The organism is Paraburkholderia metrosideri (genome assembly GCF_904848625.1).
In the GTDB taxonomy this organism is placed as follows: Bacteria; Pseudomonadota; Gammaproteobacteria; order Burkholderiales; family Burkholderiaceae; genus Paraburkholderia; species Paraburkholderia metrosideri.
In genome coordinates this window covers 381,362-399,351 of the sequence record NZ_CAJHCP010000001.1, presented here as the reverse complement: position 1 = coordinate 399,351, position 17,990 = coordinate 381,362, and the positions used below count along the sequence as shown (strand labels likewise).

The 17,990-nt window shown below is 61.6% G+C and carries 14 protein-coding genes, 1 other RNA gene and 1 pseudogene; 8 read left to right on the top strand and 8 right to left on the bottom strand.

Annotated features, from left to right (window positions below):
- Positions 1–30: 30 nt before the first annotated feature.
- From LMG28727_RS01745 to ffs, 6 genes are all read right to left on the bottom strand, one after another.
- Positions 31–1,068 (bottom strand): ABC transporter substrate-binding protein, encoded by a 1,038-nt coding sequence (locus LMG28727_RS01745; RefSeq protein ID WP_201640581.1) that lies wholly within the window; start codon positions 1,066–1,068, stop codon positions 31–33.
- A gap of 253 nt (positions 1,069–1,321) precedes the next feature.
- The gene (locus tag LMG28727_RS01740; protein WP_201640580.1) at positions 1,322–2,563 is read right to left on the bottom strand and encodes a CaiB/BaiF CoA transferase family protein; all 1,242 of its coding nucleotides are present in this window, start codon (positions 2,561–2,563) and stop codon (positions 1,322–1,324) included.
- Positions 2,564–2,790: 227 nt separating this feature from the next.
- The gene (recR, locus tag LMG28727_RS01735; protein ID WP_201640579.1) at positions 2,791–3,387 is read right to left on the bottom strand and encodes a recombination mediator RecR; all 597 of its coding nucleotides are present in this window, start codon (positions 3,385–3,387) and stop codon (positions 2,791–2,793) included.
- Between the two features lie 461 nt (positions 3,388–3,848).
- Positions 3,849–4,175, bottom strand: a complete 327-nt coding sequence (locus LMG28727_RS01730; RefSeq protein WP_201640578.1) for a YbaB/EbfC family nucleoid-associated protein — start codon at positions 4,173–4,175, stop codon at positions 3,849–3,851.
- A 67-nt stretch (positions 4,176–4,242) separates the two neighbouring features.
- Positions 4,243–6,870, bottom strand: coding sequence for a DNA polymerase III subunit gamma/tau (locus tag LMG28727_RS01725; RefSeq protein ID WP_201640577.1), 2,628 nt, complete (start codon positions 6,868–6,870; stop codon positions 4,243–4,245).
- A gap of 237 nt (positions 6,871–7,107) precedes the next feature.
- An RNA gene (ffs, locus tag LMG28727_RS01720) (signal recognition particle sRNA small type) lies at positions 7,108–7,206 on the bottom strand.
- 442 nt (positions 7,207–7,648) lie between these two features.
- Between ffs and trxA the strand changes: the two genes are divergently transcribed.
- From trxA to LMG28727_RS01680, 8 genes and pseudogenes are all read left to right on the top strand, one after another.
- Positions 7,649–7,975: a thioredoxin TrxA gene (gene trxA / locus LMG28727_RS01715; protein WP_006048864.1), complete on the top strand. Its 327-nt coding sequence runs from the start codon at positions 7,649–7,651 to the stop codon at positions 7,973–7,975.
- A gap of 238 nt (positions 7,976–8,213) precedes the next feature.
- Positions 8,214–9,482 carry a transcription termination factor Rho gene (gene rho, locus LMG28727_RS01710; RefSeq protein WP_006048863.1) on the top strand — a complete coding sequence of 423 codons (1,269 nt, stop codon included), beginning with the start codon at positions 8,214–8,216 and terminating at the stop codon, positions 9,480–9,482.
- Positions 9,483–9,694: 212 nt separating this feature from the next.
- Positions 9,695–10,171, top strand: a pseudogene (locus tag LMG28727_RS01705) (MerR family transcriptional regulator); the annotation flags it as partial.
- Positions 10,172–10,335: 164 nt separating this feature from the next.
- A complete protein-coding gene (locus tag LMG28727_RS01700) occupies positions 10,336–11,892 on the top strand; it encodes an MFS transporter (RefSeq protein ID WP_201640575.1) in 1,557 nt (518 codons plus the stop codon).
- 15 nt (positions 11,893–11,907) lie between these two features.
- Entirely contained in the window at positions 11,908–12,741 is an 834-nt protein-coding gene (locus tag LMG28727_RS01695; RefSeq protein ID WP_201640574.1) for a M90 family metallopeptidase, read from the top strand.
- 262 nt (positions 12,742–13,003) lie between these two features.
- Positions 13,004–13,270, top strand: coding sequence for a type B 50S ribosomal protein L31 (locus LMG28727_RS01690; protein ID WP_074763880.1), 267 nt, complete (start codon positions 13,004–13,006; stop codon positions 13,268–13,270).
- Positions 13,271–13,615: 345 nt separating this feature from the next.
- The gene (locus LMG28727_RS01685; protein WP_201640573.1) at positions 13,616–15,373 is read left to right on the top strand and encodes an ArnT family glycosyltransferase; all 1,758 of its coding nucleotides are present in this window, start codon (positions 13,616–13,618) and stop codon (positions 15,371–15,373) included.
- Positions 15,374–15,375: 2 nt separating this feature from the next.
- On the top strand, positions 15,376–16,755 hold the full coding sequence (locus LMG28727_RS01680) for an MATE family efflux transporter (RefSeq protein WP_201640572.1): 1,380 nt from the start codon (positions 15,376–15,378) through the stop codon (positions 16,753–16,755).
- Positions 16,756–17,017: 262 nt separating this feature from the next.
- Here the strand turns inward: LMG28727_RS01680 and LMG28727_RS01675 are convergent, their stop codons facing one another.
- Together LMG28727_RS01675 and LMG28727_RS01670 are read right to left on the bottom strand one after the other, a co-directional pair.
- Positions 17,018–17,470: a carboxymuconolactone decarboxylase family protein gene (locus LMG28727_RS01675; RefSeq protein ID WP_236591557.1), complete on the bottom strand. Its 453-nt coding sequence runs from the start codon at positions 17,468–17,470 to the stop codon at positions 17,018–17,020.
- Positions 17,467–17,919: a MerR family transcriptional regulator gene (locus LMG28727_RS01670; protein WP_201640571.1), complete on the bottom strand. Its 453-nt coding sequence runs from the start codon at positions 17,917–17,919 to the stop codon at positions 17,467–17,469. Before LMG28727_RS01670 ends, LMG28727_RS01675 begins: the two co-directional genes overlap by 4 nt.
- Between the last annotated feature and the right edge of the window lie 71 nt (positions 17,920–17,990).

Here is a 17,990-nt window from a genome sequence, read left to right as displayed (position 1 = left end):
GCGCCGGCCTCGCCGTCTTGCACGCCGGCTTTACGACTTGACCGTCGTCAACGCCTTCTTGACGAAGTCATTGGTCCACGCCTTCGACAGATCGATCGGCTTGCCCTGGATGTTCGGATCGAACGCCTGCAATGTTTTTAGCGACGTCGCGGGACCGTCCGCCGGCATCAGGCCATCGGGCGACATCGCTTCCTTCACGTGCTGCCACGCATCCAGATACACCGCGCGATCGCCAAGCAGATACCCTTCCGGCACGGTGCTGATCAATTCGCTGCCGGTCGCCGTCTGCAGCCATTTGAGCGCGCGCACCATCGCATTGGTCAACGCCTGGGTCGTGTTCGGATTCTTCGTGATAAAACTTTGCGATGCGTACAGGCACCCCGCCGGCATATCGCCGCCAAACACCGTGTGCGTATCGGCAAGCGTGCGCGTATCCGACACCACGCGGATATCGCCGGTGCGCTCGAGCCGCGTCATCACCGGATCGAGATTGGCGATCGCGTCGATCTGCCCCGACTGCAACGCCGCGATGGCGCCCGCGCCCGCTCCCACACCAATGAACGCGACGTCTTTCGCGCTCAGCCCCGCTTTCGCCAGCACAAAACTGGCCATGATCGACGTCGACGAACCCGGCGCGGTCACGCCGATCTTCTTGCCCTTGAGATCGGCGATCGACTTGTAGTTCGGCATGGTTTTCTTCGACACCGCGAGCACGATTTGCGGCGCACGACCCTGCAGCACGAATTCACGGAAGTACTGCTTTTGCGCCTGCAACAGCAGCGTGTGTTCGAACGCGCCGGACACGACGTCCGCGCTGCCGCCGACTGCTGCCTTCAGCGCTTGTGAGCCGCCCGCGAAATCGGAAATGTCGACGTCGAGCCCTTCGTCCCTGAAATAATTGCGACGCTCGGCAATGGTGAGTGGCAGGTAATAGAAAAGATTTTTGCCGCCAACCGCAATCGCGACTTTGCTGGTTTCCGGTTTGCCCTGCGCAAACGCGAGCGGTGTAGCGGCAAGCGTGGCGCCCGCGAGCGCTGCGCTTCCGGCGAGGAAGGTTCTGCGTTGCATGGTCTGTCGTCTCCAATCTTTTGTGGTGCGACTTTTTTGCCGCTCTGCGTCGCTCTTTACCGGCTACTTTTTTCGGGCGCTTCCTGAGTTTTTTCAGGCTCTTTTCCGGCCTTCTTTTCGGCTGTTTCTTTCGAACCACCGGGGTCTTTTGAGCCCGCTATCTGGTCGCCGCGTTGCATTGCGCTGCATTGCCCACGCGCACTTCGGATCAACTGGCTACACGGCGCGGCATCGTCAAAAGCCGCGCCGCGCGTCACACGATCTGTTGCGCGTGCAACCTCGCAATATCGTCTGCATCATAACCTAGCGATTGCAGGACTTCATCGGTATGTTCACCCAGTTCGGGACCCAGCCAGCGCGTCTGTCCCGGGGTCGCCGAGAGCTTCGGCGTCACTGCCGGGAGGGTGATTTCCTGACCGTCCTGCCACTTGAAGCGCTGAATCATCTGGCGTGCCATGAACTGCGGATCGGTGAACATATCCGCGACACTGTAGATGCGGCCCACCGGCACATCCGCCGCATTCAGCACCGCGAGCGCTTCGTCGATCGTACGGCTGGCGAGCCACGCGGCAATGGCACCGTCGATTTCCTGAGTACGCGGCACGCGCCCGTCGTTATGCGCAAGCGCCGGATCGTTCGCGAGATCGTCGCGTTCGATCGCCACCATCAGCCGTTTGAAAATCGGATCGCTATTGCCGCCAATCACGATGCTGCCGTCACGGCACGGATACGTATTCGACGGCACGATACCCGGCAGCGACGCGCCGGTGCGCTCGCGCACCATCCCGTACACGCCGTATTCGGGCACCACGCTTTCCATCATGTTGAAGACGGCTTCGTACAACGCGACGTCGACCACCTGCCCTTTGCCGCCGTTCACCTGCTTGTGATGTAGCGCCATCAACGCGCCGATCACGCCGTGCAGCGCAGCGATCGAATCGCCGATCGAAATGCCGATACGCGGCGGCGGCAAATCCGGATAACCGGTGATGTGACGCAAACCGCCCATCGATTCGGCAATCGCGCCGAATCCAGGCCGGTCGCGATACGGTCCGGTCTGGCCATAGCCAGACAGACGCACCATCACCAGCCCGGGGTTTTCCGCGGACAGCACGTCATAGCCAAGCCCCAGTTTCTCCAGCAACCCGGGCCGGAAATTTTCGACGACGATATCCGCCTCTTTGGCCAGACGCCGCACGATCTCCTTACCCTCTTCGGCCTTCAGATTGATCGTGACAGATTTCTTGTTGCGCGCCTGCACGGCCCACCACAATGACGTGCCGCCGACTTCCGGATAGAGCTTGCGCCATTTGCGCAGCGGATCGCCGCCTTTGGGGTCTTCGATCTTGATGACGTCTGCGCCGAACTCGCCGAGAAAGCGTGCGGCGAACGGGCCGGCGATCAGCGTGCCGAGTTCCAGCACCTTGACGCCGGCGAGTGGGCCTTGCGCGGGTTGAGACGCGGCACTCGCGTCTGATTCGGGGGTGGCGCTCATGTGTCTCCTTTCTTCTGGTCCCGACGATCGGACCTTTGACGTTGACGACGCGCACGGCATGCGTGCGCGGATTCTGCGGGGACGTGTGAAGCGGCTTTGGACATGCAGCGCTTGCGGAGCGTGGTGCTCGGTCTGATGCTCGACAGTTGGCGCGGGGCTGCTTCAGCAATCCTGCGCGCGATGCGTGTCGTGCATGTCATGCGCTAGAAAATCTGCAGCCGCCGCAGTTACATCGAACGGCGGTCGAGCATCGCGCGGGCAATCGTGCCCGCGTCGACATACTCGAGTTCGCCACCAACCGGCACGCCGCGCGCCAGACGAGTGACAGCGAGGCCACGCGCCTTGAGCGTCTGCCCGAGGTAATGGGCAGTCGCTTCGCCTTCGTTGGTGAAATTGGTGGCGAGCACGACCTCCGTGACGATGCCGTCCGACGCACGTTTGACGAGCCGGTCGAAATGAATCTCTTTCGGACCGATGCCGTCGAGCGGGCTCAGCCGCCCCATCAGCACGAAATACAGGCCCCGGTAAGTCATGGTCTGCTCGAGCATGATCTGATCGGCAGGTGTTTCGACGACGCACAGCAAAGTCGGGTCGCGCTCTTCGTCGAGACAGACCTCGCAGATCTGCGCTTCGGTAAAGGTGTTGCACTTTTCACAGTGTTGCAGATGCTCGGTCGCGAACAGCAACGAGCGGCCGAGTTTCGCGGCGCCATCGCGGTCGTGCTGCATCAGGTGATAGGCCATGCGTTGCGCGGACTTCGGTCCGACTCCGGGCAGCACGCGCAGCGCTTCGACGAGCGCCGACAAGGCGGAAGGTTGTTTCATGCGGAATCGGCGTCGAGGTGGATAGTGCCCGTGGATGCGGGTCGCGATGCGATGGTTGTTCGGCTAACGCCTGGCAGGCTGGCTGCGGATCATCAGTTGAAGAAACCTGATTGATGGACAGCATCAGGAAACCAAAGCGGACTAAATCGATTCGATCAATCTTTACGCGGGTGCAAAAGGCAAATCCGGCGCGGTCGATTGCTTGGTACTGCCTTGTTCTGCTTTGTTTTGCGGATTGGTTCGTCAGCGTTGACGGGTACGCGTCGATTCGTCCGTTCCTATCGGGCCTTCAACCGGACTCATGGTCTCAGGTTCAATTCCGCACGTTGAGGTTACAGATTCCGTTCGCGCCTGCGTCCAGCATTGGCCAAGCAGTTGCCGCGCATTTACGATTCGCGCCGCGGCGATATTGGCAATATCTGCCACGGCGCCCGGCCCCCTTGCGGCGGCCTCGTTCGGAATCAGAACGGCATTTTGAAGCCCGGCGGCAGCGGCAGGCCCGAGGTCATGCCGCCCATTTTTTCTGCGGCGGTGGCTTCAGCCTTGCGCACGGCGTCGTTGAACGCAGCGGCGACGAGGTCTTCCAGCATGTCCTTGTCGTCGGCGAGCAGGCTCGGGTCGATCGATACGCGGCGCACGTCGTTCTTGCAGGTCATCGTCACCTTCACGAGACCGGCGCCCGACTGCCCCTCGACTTCGATCAGAGCGAGTTGCTCCTGCATCTTCTTCATGTTTTCCTGCATCTGCTGGGCTTGTTTCATCAGCCCGGCGAGTTGACCTTTCATCATGGACATGCTCCTTCTTGATAGCTTGAGATCTGGAAATCAGGCGCGCTTATAAAGCTAGCGCGGCGAATCAGTGGACCGGTGATGCGCCATTCGAGGCGGCGTCCGGGGTAATCGGGCGAATCGAGCCGGGCACGATGCTCGCACCGAACTCGCGGATCAGCGACTGCACGAACGGATCGGCACCGATCTCGCGCTCGGCGTCCCGTTGACGCTGTGCGCGGGTCGCCGCGTCGTGCGCGGCGGCGGTACGGCGCGCGACCCCGACTTCGACCAGCACCTCGATATTCAGGCCGAGCCTGTCGGCGAGCGCGGCTTTCAGTTTAGCGACCTGCGACGCTTCCGCGTACTGCGGAACGGGCACGTTCAGCTTCAGCGTATTGCCTTCGAGCGCCATCAATTCGCTGTTGAACGCGAGCTGATACGAAATGCCCTTGAGCGGCAGATCGACGGCAAGCGCCGGCCAGTCACCGTCAAAGCCGAGCGGATCGAGCGGCACGGCAGGCGGCAGCGGACGCGAGTCGGCCGCAGGCGCCGGCGAGGATGCGGGCGCGGCGTTCACGCGAACGTCGTCCGGACCACGATCGAACACCGGCATGTAGTTGTCGTCGGGCGGACCGAAATAGCCGTCGTCCGATGCCGAAATCGGCATGTAGTCGTCTGGCGGAATGTCGTCCCACGGCGGAATCGACGAGCCGTTTTGCTCGGCGCTGTTGCTGTGGCCGTTGCCGTTGCGCGCGGCCGCCGACGGCTGCGGACGCGCGGCGGGCGCTGTATCCTGCTGCGGCGCGCGGCGCGCGGCATCGGGCGTCGGCACCGGAACGACCGTGCGCGGCGTGACGGGTTTAAGTGCGACCGGCGTAGCCGGCGCAGCGGCCTTCGCGGCAGATGCAGCGGCGCCAGCACGGCCGCGATCCGATGATACTTTCAGGCCTGCGCTGCGCAACACGTCGAGTGCGGCGCTCGCGCCGCCTGCTCGACGCGGTGCGAATCCGTCCGCGGGCGAAGGCTCACGCGATGCCGCGACCGCCTCTGTGCGCGCGAATGCTGCCGCGGCGGGGGCGGTCAACGCAGAGGCCGGCGCCGTGTCGAGGGAAGGCGACTCTACCGAGGCTTCATTGGCAGTTCGAGCGTTGAATTCGTTCGCAACCGGGCCGGCCGGAACTGCGCCGGTAGTCGCTGCAGCGGGTTCGTCGTCCCACGGGGCCAACGCATGCATGCTGGAAACCCCGGACCGCGTATCGACCGCTGCCGCCGCAGGCGCGCTACCCGATGAGTGCGGGGTTGCTGCGTCTTGCCCGGAAAACGTCGTTGCGGTTCGCTCTGCGCCAGTCGACTCCTGCGCGCCACGCTCTGCGGCGAGTGCATTCAACTCAACAGAATCACCGGGTACAACACCGTCGTTCGCTACGTTGTTCGAAGAAGCGTTGCCAGCGGATTGCGTATCACGTACCGGCGCAATAGCACTCGCCGCCGGAGCAGCCGCACGAGGCGCGGAAGCCGGCAACGCAGCGACAGTCGCCGCACCCGCACGCCGGCCACCCGCTCCACCGGCAGCACCCGGCTGCCCCGCCGAACGGGCACCGCCACCCACCGCGCCACCACCGCCCGTAGGCGCCGGCTCGAACGCCAGCATCCGCAGCAGGGTCATCGTGAAACCGGCGTATTCATCCGGCGCAAGACCCAACTCGCTTCGACCAATTGTCGCGATCTGATAGAACAACTGCACCCGCTCGGCACTGAGCGCCTCGGCGAAGCGCCGCAGGTCAGCCGCTTCCGGCCACTCGTCCAGCACCGAAGACGGTGCGAACTGCGCCCAGGCGATCCGATGCAGCAGGCTCGCCAGATCCTGTAGCGCGGTCGAGAACGACAGGCTGCGCAACGCCATCTCGTCGGCCACTGCCAGCACCGCGGCACCGTCGCCGTCGGCCAGCGCGTCGAGCAGACGGATCAGATAGCTTTGATCGAGCGCGCCAAGCATGCCGCGCACGGCTTCTTCATTGACCTGGTTCGCCGAATAGGCAATCGCCTGATCGGTCAGCGACAGCGCGTCGCGCATCGACCCATCAGCCGCGCGCGCCAGAAGACGCAGCGCCTGCAAGTCATATGGCACATTCTCTTCGCCGAGAATGTGCTCGAGATGCGACACGATATGCCCGGCCGGCATCTGCTTCAGATTGAACTGCAAACAGCGCGACAGCACCGTGACCGGAATTTTCTGCGGATCAGTGGTAGCAAGAATGAATTTGACGTGCGGCGGCGGTTCTTCCAGCGTCTTCAACATGGCGTTGAACGCGTGGTTGGTCAGCATGTGCACTTCGTCGATCATGTAGACCTTGAAGCGTGCGTCGACCGGCGCATACACAGCACGTTCGAGCAGCGCCGCCATCTCGTCGACACCGCGATTACTCGCCGCGTCCATTTCCACGTAATCGACAAAGCGACCTTCGTCGATCTCACGACACGCGCGACACACACCGCACGGCGTAGAAGTCACGCCGGTTTCGCAATTCAGCGCCTTGGCGAAGATGCGCGACAGCGTGGTTTTGCCGACGCCGCGTGTGCCGGTAAACAGATAGGCATGGTGCAGACGGCCGCCGTCGAGCGCGTGCGTGAGCGCGCGCACCACGTGCTCCTGTCCGACGAGCGAAGCAAAATCCTTCGGCCGCCATTTGCGTGCGAGAACTTGATAGGTCATCGGGAAATTGTATCAGTAACAATGCCGCCGAAAACCGAAACCAGATGGCATAGGAACGCGTGTTGCCGCTTCATTGAAGGAGCCTAACGGATCTATAGAAAAAAATAGAGCGAGCGCGAAACCGATACGGAAGACGCAATTGCGACAGGTTCAGACGAACCATGACGACAAGGCCAAGGATAAAACCGGAGATGAGAGATTGCGGAAGAACACCGCAAAGAAAAACAGAAAAAGGAAGGTGACGAGCCCGACCCTCGGCACTGGTGGAAAACGGCTGTGGCTGCTTCGTTCCCGACCTGACCAGATTGACCATCCCTCCATGCGAGGAGGCCCGTCACGAAACATTCTATCACCGCTTGGCCGATCGCGCGACTGTTAATACGAGCAAACCGACATCGACGCGTTGAATCAGGCTCTTCGCACCATATAGTCGCTATCACCGATAGTACATTCGGAAGCCACTTGAGTTCGCGTCGCCCGCCTCCAGATAAGCAGCGTCGCAGTGATCGAAACAGGATGGCACTTCACCGGCAGCCGTTGGCCCCACTGCCCCTGATGAGTACTATCGCCCCCGGCAACGCATAGCGAATTAAGCTAAACTGCCGTACGGATGACCCGCAAGCGTGAGCTTTCCGCCCGTCCCGGGCAGTTTTCAACGGTTCGGGCATGGGTTGGCAAGATCGCAGTTTGCGGCAAAGCGAACGGAAGTTTCCTTAGGTTTTGACGTATCGTGGCGAGCAATTCAGGCGGGCCTCGAACCGATAGAGGTATTCATACAATGAGCGAACAAATCAAGCATATTAGCGACGCATCGTTCGAACAGGACGTCGTTAAATCCGATAAACCCGTGCTGCTCGATTTCTGGGCTGAATGGTGCGGTCCGTGCAAGATGATCGCGCCGATCCTCGACGAAGTCGCGAAGGATTATGCCGATCGTCTGCAAATCGCCAAGATCAATGTCGACGAACATCAATCGACGCCGGTCAAGTTCGGCGTGCGCGGCATCCCCACGCTGATCCTGTTCAAGAACGGCGCTGTCGCCGCTCAAAAGGTTGGCGCATTGTCGAAGTCGCAACTCACCGCGTTCCTCGACGGCAACCTGTAAAGCGGCACGCATCGGCGCGCTCCAGGTCCCTCAAGACCCACGAGCGCACTGGTTCGGGGCGTGTTGTCAACCGGCAACACGCCTGACAAGAAAGATGCCATGCCGTCGCACTGGCGGAAATTGGCGTGTGCTATGCTAGAATCCGCAAAACGTCGAAAAGACGTGTAAGTCCTTGAGCGGTTCCGCTCACCTCCTCCCAGATTTCATTTCGTCGCACCTTCTCCTGCGGGTTCTCCGTATGCATTTATCCGAGCTTAAGACTCTGCACGTCTCCGAATTGATCGAGATGGCCAATGGCCTCGAGATCGAAAGTGCGAACCGCCTGCGCAAGCAGGAACTGATGTTCGCCATTCTAAAAAAACGCGCCAAAACGGGCGACACGATCTTCGGCGACGGCACGCTCGAAGTGCTGCCGGACGGCTTCGGCTTCCTGCGTTCGCCGGAAACCTCGTACCTCGCCAGCACGGATGATATTTACATCAGCCCGTCGCAAATCCGCCGTTTCAACCTGCATACGGGCGACACGATCGAAGGTGAAGTGCGTACGCCGAAAGACGGCGAGCGCTATTTCGCGCTGGTGAAGGTGGACAAGGTCAACGGCCAGCCGCCGGAAGCCTCGAAGCACAAGATCATGTTCGAAAACCTGACGCCGCTGCACCCGAACAAGGTGCTGCTGCTCGAACGTGAAATGCGTGGCGAAGAAAACGTCACGGGCCGCATCATCGACATGATCGCGCCGATCGGCAAAGGCCAGCGCGGCTTGCTGGTGGCGTCGCCGAAGTCCGGTAAGACCGTAATGCTTCAGCACATCGCACACGCGATCAAGCAGAACCATCCCGACGTCGTGCTGTTCGTGCTGCTGATCGACGAACGCCCTGAAGAAGTGACCGAAATGCAGCGTTCGGTGGCCGGCGAAGTGATCGCCTCCACGTTCGACGAACCGGCTGCGCGTCACGTGCAAGTTGCCGAAATGGTGATCGAAAAAGCCAAGCGCCTCGTCGAAATGAAGAACGACGTGGTGATTCTGCTCGACTCGATCACGCGTCTCGCGCGTGCGTACAACACCGTCGTGCCGGCCTCGGGCAAGGTGCTGACGGGTGGTGTCGACGCCAACGCGCTGCAACGTCCGAAGCGCTTCTTCGGCGCGGCTCGCAATATCGAGGAAGGCGGTTCGCTGACCATCATCGGTACGGCACTGATCGAAACCGGCAGCCGCATGGACGACGTGATCTACGAAGAGTTCAAGGGCACCGGCAACATGGAAGTGCACCTGGAACGTCGCCTTGCTGAAAAACGTGTGTACCCGTCGATCAACCTGAACAAGTCCGGCACGCGCCGTGAAGAACTGCTGATCAAGCCCGAAGTGCTGCAAAAAATCTGGGTGCTGCGCAAGTTTATTCACGACATGGACGAAGTCGAATCGATGGAATTCCTGCTCGACAAGATTCGTCAAACGAAGAGCAACTCCGAGTTCTTCGACATGATGCGCCGTGGTGGCGGTAGCTAAGTAGGCCATAGCCCGGCCGAAGTAGCTGAATCAGCCGCCTCGCATAGAAAAGCCGCTCGCTACCAACGAGCGGCTTTTTTTCGTCTGCTCGTTTTGTTGTTTCCGGTATCGCGGAAAAGTCCGCTCGATGAACCTGGAACTTGCCCGCAACATGAACGTGAACGTACACGTTGGAGTACAATGCGACCCACCCGTCATGCCTGAAATACCTTATGTCAAAGGACTCGCCCGCCCTGCTCACCGTACGCGACGCCGCTGAACGCCTCGGCGTTACGCCACGTACGCTGAAGTATTACGAGGAGCGCGGACTCGTATCTCCTACCCGCAGCGAAGGCCGTTACCGGCTGTATGACGAGGAGGACCTGAAGCGCTTCGCTCGTATTTTGCGTTTGCGCTCGCTGGGTTTTTCGCTTCACGGCATAACCGAAATGCTTAAGCGCCCGCTTGAATCCGTCGACGGCGGGCATCGTTTTTCGACCGAATCGTTGCAACAGATTCGAGACGCAATTGCCCAGCAGGTCGAAGCGCTCGACGCGCGCATCGAAACGATGCGCCGCGAGTTGAAGGAAGCGCAAAAGCTACGCGCCGAACTGAGTCCCGACCTCGACTATCTCGAACGACGTCTCGCTGGTGAAAATGCGGACACATTGCTTGAGCAACGGCGCAGCGCCGCGGCGAAAGCGGCGACGACCGCGAAAGCCTCCAACACCGGGAGGTCGGCTAAAGCGGCTGGTACGGCCAATGCGGCTGACGCAACGTCAGCAAGACGCGCCAAAAAACCTCACAAAACCGAACCGAACAACACCACGCCGGGCGAATCCACGCCGGGCAAATCCACGCCGGACGAGTCGTCATGAACCCAGCGTCGTCCCGCGTGGCGCTATTCAGCGTCGAAAAACTACGCGGCGATTTCTTCCCGTGGGTGCTGGCGGTCGTCACCGGTCTCGACTACTTCGACAACTCGATCTTCTCGTTTTTTACCAGCTATATCGCCGGCGGCATCAACGCGTCGCCCGATGAACTCGTGTGGGCGTCGAGCGCTTACGCGGTCGCAGCGGTGCTCGGCATCCTGCAGCAGCAATGGTGGGTCGACCGCTTTGGCTACCGGCGCTACGTGGCCGGCTGCATGCTGCTCTATTCCGCTGGCGCGGTGGCCGCCGCGCTCTGCGAATCGTCGATTGAACTTGCACTCGCACGCGGTTTTCAAGGCTATTTCATCGGCCCGATGATGGGTACTTGCCGCATCCTGATCCAGATGAGCTTCACCCCACAACAGCGGCCTGCGGCAACGCGCGCGTTTTTGCTGTTGATCGTGCTATGCAGCGCACTCGCGCCGTTGATCGGCGGCCAACTGGTCGCGCATTTCGACTGGCGCGCATTGTTTGCGTGCACAGCGCCTATCGGCGTTCTGTTTGCCGTGCTGGCTTTGCTCGCGCTTCCCGACGCCGGCAGCCGTCAGCCCGAAGAACGCGGAACCGCGCATTTCTGGCCGTACCTGATCTTCGCGTTCGCGCAAGGCGCGTTGCAAATCGTCATGCAGCAGGTGCGCTTCCAGCTGTTTAGCGCGTCGCCGGGACTGATCATGCTGACGGTCGCCGGCATCGGTGCACTCGCCTGGTTCGTGTATCAGCAGTGGCACCATCCGTCACCGCTGATGCGACTGCACGCGCTGCGCGAGAAAGTCTTCCAGGTCGGCCTCGTGCTGTACATGTTCTACTACTACATCTCGACCGTATTCAGCTATCTGATCTCGCGCTTTCTCGAAAGCGGTCTCGGCTATCCGGTCGAAAACGCGGGTCAACTGGTCGGCGTGACGTCGCTGATTTCCGCGAGCGCGCTGTTAGTCTATCTGCGCTATGCGAAGCTGTTGCCGCGCAAGAAATGGATCATCGTGCCGGGCTTCGCGGTAGCCGCGTTCGCCGCCGCGTGGATGACGCGCATGGCGCCGAATGTCGGCGAGGCGGCGCTGATCGTACCGCTGTTATTACGCGGGCTGCTGTTGCTGTTCATCGTCTTGCCGGTTGCCAATCTGACGTTCAGAATCTTTGCAATCGAGGAGTTCACGCACGGCTACCGGCTCAAAAACATCGTGCGGCAATTGACGATCTCGTTCGCCACCGCTTCGGTGATCATCGTCGAACAGCATCGGCAGGCATTGCATCAAACCCGCCTGGCGGAGTTCGTGAATCCGTACAATCCATTGTTCCAGAACACGCTTGCCACGTTGACAAACGGCTTTGCCGGCAATGGTCATTCAGCGTCCCAAGCGCACTCGCTGGCGATCGTCGAGATTAGCCGGATGGTCACCCAGCAGGCCAGCTTTCTGGCGTCGCTCGACGGCTTCTATTTTCTGATTGGCATTGCGATTGTCGGCGGCATGTTTGCCGCGTGGCAGAAACAGATCGACTAAGGGTTTCATCGGACCATGCTCTCGAAACTCACTCAATGGCTGGGCACCCGGCGGCGCGACCGCGCGCTGCGCGATTACGCGATCGACGACGCCTTGTGGCAAGCCACGCTCGACGGCCTGCCGTTTCTCGCGTGGCTCGACGCGCCGGACCTCGAGCGCCTGCGCGAGTTGACCAGCCTGTTCATCGCGCAAAAGGAATTTTCGACCGCGCACGAGCTCGAGTTGACCGACGCGATGACGGTAGCGATCGCCGCGCAGGCATGCCTGCCAGTGTTGAATCTGGATCTCGACCTGTATCGTGGCTGGGTCGGCGTGATTGTCTACCCCGGCGAGTTCGTGATCCGCAAGACCGTCGAAGATGAAGACGGCGTCGTGCACGAAGTCGAACACGACGCGAGCGGTGAAGCATGGGAAGGCGGTCCGGTGGTGTTGTCGTGGGAAGACGCGCAGATGACAGACGGCGCAGAGGCCTACAACGTCGTGATCCACGAATTCGCGCACAAGATCGACATGCTGAACGGCGAAGCGGATGGCCACCCGCCGCTGACGCGCCGCTGGCACGCGCCGCTCGATTCGCAGGCCTGGAGCGACGTGTTCGACGCTGCGTACGACCACTTCTGCGCGAAGGTCGACGCGGTGCCGGAGCGTCGTTGGCTGCGTTTCGAGCGCGAATCGTTGATCGATCCCTACGCAGCGGACCATCCGTCGGAATTTTTTGCCGTGTGCAGCGAAGCGCTGTTCGTGAAACCGCATGCGTTCGAGGCGGAATATCCGGAGCTTTACCGGTTGCTGGCTCGCTATTACCGGCAGGATCCGGCGCGAGTTGGGGTTGCGTTCGCTCAGGGGTAGCGCCGGAAGGCGTTGCGACCCAGCCGCTAACGCCCGCCGTATAAGGCCCGCAGCCGGTTCACGTTGATCGCGTACGGCCCGCCCGGCCACGCGCCGAAACACCCCCGATTCCTCGCGGAAAGCCGGCATAAAAGTCGCCAAGCAACTGATTTTCTGGCATAATCGCCGTTTTTCGACCACAGGCAAGTGGCTCGCGCCTAGATGCTGTCCGCTCAAACGCGGCTGCTCGCGGGTTGGCTACCGCCAGATTAAAGGAAAGACCATGAAAGAAGGCATTCACCCGGATTACCGCGAAGTCCTGTTCGTCGACATGTCGATCGACTTCAAGTTTGTCACGCGCTCGACCATCCTGACGCGTGAAACCGCCGAATTCAACGGCAAGACCTACCCGCTCGCCAAGATCGAAGTGTCGTCGGAATCGCATCCGTTCTACACCGGCCAGCAAAAGATCATGGACACGGCAGGCCGCGTCGAGAAGTTCAACAAGAAGTTCGGTTCGCGCGCTACCGGCAAGGCAGCAGCGAAGTAATACCCGCCTCGTCGCCGGTTTTACCGGCAGCGAAGGAGCAAAAAAGGGCAGCGCAAGCTGCCCTTTTTTGTCGCCTGGCGGATCTGCCCGCCGGTTCGATCCGCCGATTCAAACCGGTTAATCCGGTCGTTTAGTGCGTCGCAGTTCAGCAGTGAAGAACCCAGGGGCCGTCCCGCCCCGCGTCCGGCGCCGTGTAACAGCTTTCACAACCACGTTGCGGGCCGTTACCAGCCGTGACGTGCATTGCATCGCACGACTACAATGCCGGATGCTCCAAAGGGGCCATTCCAGCCGGACATGCCGTCCGGTCCCGGCAGCATCGCTTATCCAATATCAACATACCGCATGAGACCTGTCGTTCGTCTGACTGCCTCCGCGACCAGTGCGCTACCGCGCTGGCTGCTGCTGACCATCTGTATCGTCTACGCGGCGTTCGGGCTATTCGGCCGCGATCCGTGGAAGAACGAGGACGCAGCCGGTTTCGGTGTCATGTGGACCATGGCGAACGGCAGCGCACACGACTGGCTTCTGCCGAATCTGGTCGGCAAATACATGACCGAAGACGGCCCGCTCGGCTACTGGCTCGGCGCCAGCGCAATCCGCGCGCTCGGGCCCTGGGTCGATGCAAGCAACGCGTCGCGTGTCTTTACCGGCCTGCTGTTCTGTGCGGGCTGCGCGTTCGTCTGGTACGCCGCCTATCTGCTCGGCCGCCGCGCCGAAGTGCAGCCGTTCAAATATGCGTTCGGCGGCGAACCGGAACCGCGCGACTACGGCCGCACGCTCGCCGACGGCGCACTGCTGATCCTGCTCGCCTGCTTCGGCCTGGCCGAACGCGGCCACGAAACCACACCGCAACTCGCGCAGTTCGTCGGCATAGCCATGCTGGTGTACGGGCTCGTGCGGATGATCGACAAACCGGTGCAAGGCGCGGCGATCTGGGGCCTCGCGCTCGGGCTCGTCACGCTGGCAAGCAGTCCGGTGCTGGTCGCCGCGCTGCTGGTCGGCACGCTGGCAATGAGTGTGATCGTGCGCGAGGGGCGCTCCCGCTGGCTGCTGCTGGCGGGCTTGCCGGTCGCGCTGGTGGTGTCGGTATCGTGGCCGATCGCCGCCCTCGCCGCCTTTCCCGACGACGCCGTCTGGTATCTGAATCAATGGCTGCACGTCAGCCTGACTTCGTTCGCGGGGCCGCCCGGCTCGGTTGCGGCGTATGCGTTGAAAAACCTCCCGCTCTTCACCTGGCCGGCATGGCCGTTGGCCGTATGGGCGTGGTTTAGCTGGAAGGGCCTGCGGCGCGCGCCGCACGTGGCGATTCCGCTGTCGGTGATCGGGCCGCTGCTGGTGCTGGTGATCCTGCAGAGCCATCAGTCGAACCGGCTGTACATGCTGTTGCTGCCGCCGCTCGCGGTGCTCGCCACCTTCGCGTTGCCCACGCTCAAGCGCGGCGCAATCAACGCGATCGACTGGTTCGCGCTGCTGAGCTTCACGATTCTCGGCAGCTTTGTGTGGCTGGTGTACGTGGCGGGGCTGACCGGCTTTCCGCATCCGCTGGCCCGCAACCTCGCGCGTCTCGCGCCGGGGTTCTCGCCGCAGTTCAAGATTCTGTCGTTCGTGTGCGCGGTTGCCGTGACGGTGTGCTGGTTCGTGCTGGTACGCTGGCGCCTCGCGCGTCATCCGAAAGTCTTGTGGCGCAGCGTGGTGCTCTCCAGCGCCGGAACGACGCTGATGTGGGTGCTGCTGATGACCTTGTGGTTGCCGGTCGTCAACTACAGCCGGACCTATAAAGACGTCGCCGAGCAGATCGCAAGTCATCTGCCGGACGACTACACCTGTATTTCGCCGGTCCGGCTCGGCAACGCGCAGATCGCCACGTTCGCTTATTTCGGCGACATGCATTTCTCGTTCGACCAGGATTGCGACGTGATCCTGCGCCAGGACGCGACGGAGTACGGCGACCCGAGCGCGATGCCCGACTACATCTGGAAGCTGGTGTGGGAAGGCCGCCGTGTGGCCGACCGCGACGAACGCTTCCGGCTATACGTGCGGATCGACCGGCCCAAGCCGCCCATCGTGAAGCGCCGCACCTACCACAAGCCGGTCGACTGATCATGTTCGCCGATGCGAGAAAAATCGCCGGACTGGCGTGGCCGGTATTGATCGGCCAGCTGGCGATCATCGCGTTCGGCGTGATCGACACCGCGATGGTCGGCCGCTACTCCGCGGTCGATCTGGCCGCACTCGGCCTCGGCTCGTCGATCTATATTTCCGTCTACATCGGGCTGACCGGCATTCTGACCGCCCTTCAGCCGATCACCGCGCAACTCTACGGCGCGGGCCGCGACACCGAAATCGGCGAGGAAGTCCGCCAGTCGTTATGGCTCGCGCTCGCGCTGAACGTGATCGGTTTTCTGATCCTGTTTTTTCCCGAGCCCATTCTGCATCTGGCGCGCGTGCCCGACGCGCTGCACGAGCGCACGCTTGCGTATCTGCGGATTCTGGCTTTTGGTCTGCCGGCCGGCCTCATTTTCCGGATTTACAGTTCGATCACCAATGCAGTGGGTCAACCGCGGCTCGTGATGATCCTGCAGGTCGGTGCGCTGTTGCTGAAGTTTCCGCTCAACACCTGGTTTATTTTCGGCGGATGGGGTGTGCCGGCACTCGGCGGACCGGGTTGCGCACTGGCCAGCACAGCGATCAACTGGGGGCTGGCGACGGTCGGCATGGTGCTGCTCACGCGCGTCGACGTGTTCAGGCCGTTCGCGATCTTCGCCCATTTCTGCTGGCCGGTCTGGCGACGCCAGGCCGCGCAGTTACGGCTCGGTATTCCGATGGGTTTGTCGTATCTGATCGAAGTGACGTCGTACACGTTCATGGCGCTGTTCATCGCGCGTTTCGGAACGACGACGCTTGCCGGACATCAGATCGCCGGCAACATCGGCGCGGTCTTGTATATGACACCGCTGTCGATCGGCATCGCCGCGTCGACGCTGGTCGCCCAGGCGCTCGGCGCCGGACGGCCGGAAGCGGCTCGCACGTTATCGCGGCACGGCATTGTGATGGCGGTGTCGATCGCCTGCTGCTATGGCGCGATTATGCTGGTGCTGCGGCCTTACATCATCAAAGGCTATACGCCGGATGCGCAGGTCATGACGGCCGCGATGCCGCTGGTGCTGATCGTCATCTGCTATCACCTGTTTGATGCATTGCAGATCACGACCGCGTTCGTGCTGCGCGCCTACAAGGTAGCGGTCGTGCCGACGGTGATCTACGCGGTCGCGTTGTGGGGTGTGGGGCTCGGCGGCGGATATCTGCTGGGCTTCGATGTGGGCGGCGTCATACCCGAATGGCTCACCGGCGCGCGGGGTTTCTGGGTCGCCAATACGGCCAGTCTGGCGATTGCCGGAGTGGGCTTGCTGATTTACTGGCGGGTGGTCAGTGAGCGGTATCTGCGGGCAGATGCGACGCAGGCGGTGGATCCGGCGGTGTGAAGGGCGTGGCGTTCGGGCGGCCCTGTTGTGGTGCGTAGACCGGGGATGGTCGTTGAAGAGCCGTCCATGGTTTGAGATCGCGGTTTGCCCAATCGCACCCTCGCCAACGCCTGAAAGCCCTTCTCTGGTAAACGGATGTTTGGGGCGAACCGCCGAGGCCAGCATCGTGGTATTCCCTCAACAATGACGGTTAGTTGCGTTATAGGCAGTCTAAAAAAGCGGCCAGGAAATCAGATAGCCGCCGGTTTAATCTGCGTGGAAATCACACCGCCTCGGCACTCACCGGGTCCGCGATCTGGGCCGTCTGCGCCCGCCCCGTCTCATCACCCGTCGCCCCGATCCGCTCGAAAACCTCCTTCGCCGCAAACAACCCATTCAAGGCCGCCGGAAAGCCAGCATACAAGGCCATCTGCATCAACACCTCGACAATCTCCTCGCGGGTGCAGCCGACATTCAACGCCGCCTCGATATGCACCTTCAATTGGGGTTGCGCGCAGCCGAGCGTGGCCAGAGACGCAATCGTCGCGATTTCGCGTGAGCGCAAATCGAGCTGCGGCCGGCTGTAAATATCGCCGAAGGCAAATTCGATCAGCAGACGGCCAAACTCCGGCGCAATCGGCGCGAGCGCGGCAATCACCTGTTCCCCTGCTGAGCCGTCGATTTCCTTCAGCTTGTCCCAGCCTCGGGTGTAGCGATCGTTGTGTGAGTTGTTCACGGTGAGTCCTTTTCCGAAAGTGAAGTCGATGGAGTGTCAATCTGCCGTGTCACATCACTGTGCGCAGTACCGTGCCCGGCCACCTCGTCCTCGTAGTACGCGATCTTGTCGACGATCGCGCCGAGGTTCAGTTGCAACTCGGCAATCCGCGCCAAAACCGCATCCCGGTGCGCCATCAGCAGATCGCGGCGGGCGGCCTGGGTCGACCGACCTTGTGCGCGTAATGCCGCGAACGCCTGCATTCCGGCGATCGGCATACCGGTCGCCTTCAGACGCATCAGGAAACGCAGCCAGTCGAGATCGGCCGGCGAATACAGCCGATGCCCCGACTGCGTGCGCCCCACTGGCCGGATCAGCGCGGCCTGTTCGTAATAGCGCAGCGTGTGAGTGGACACGCCGATCGTTTCGGCAACCTGACCAATGGTGAGCGCGGTGGCGTTATTTGACATGACAGACTCAGGTTAGGACTTCGAGTGCACTCTAAGTCAAGCGTCCGTGAATGTCTTCATCGAGGTCATTT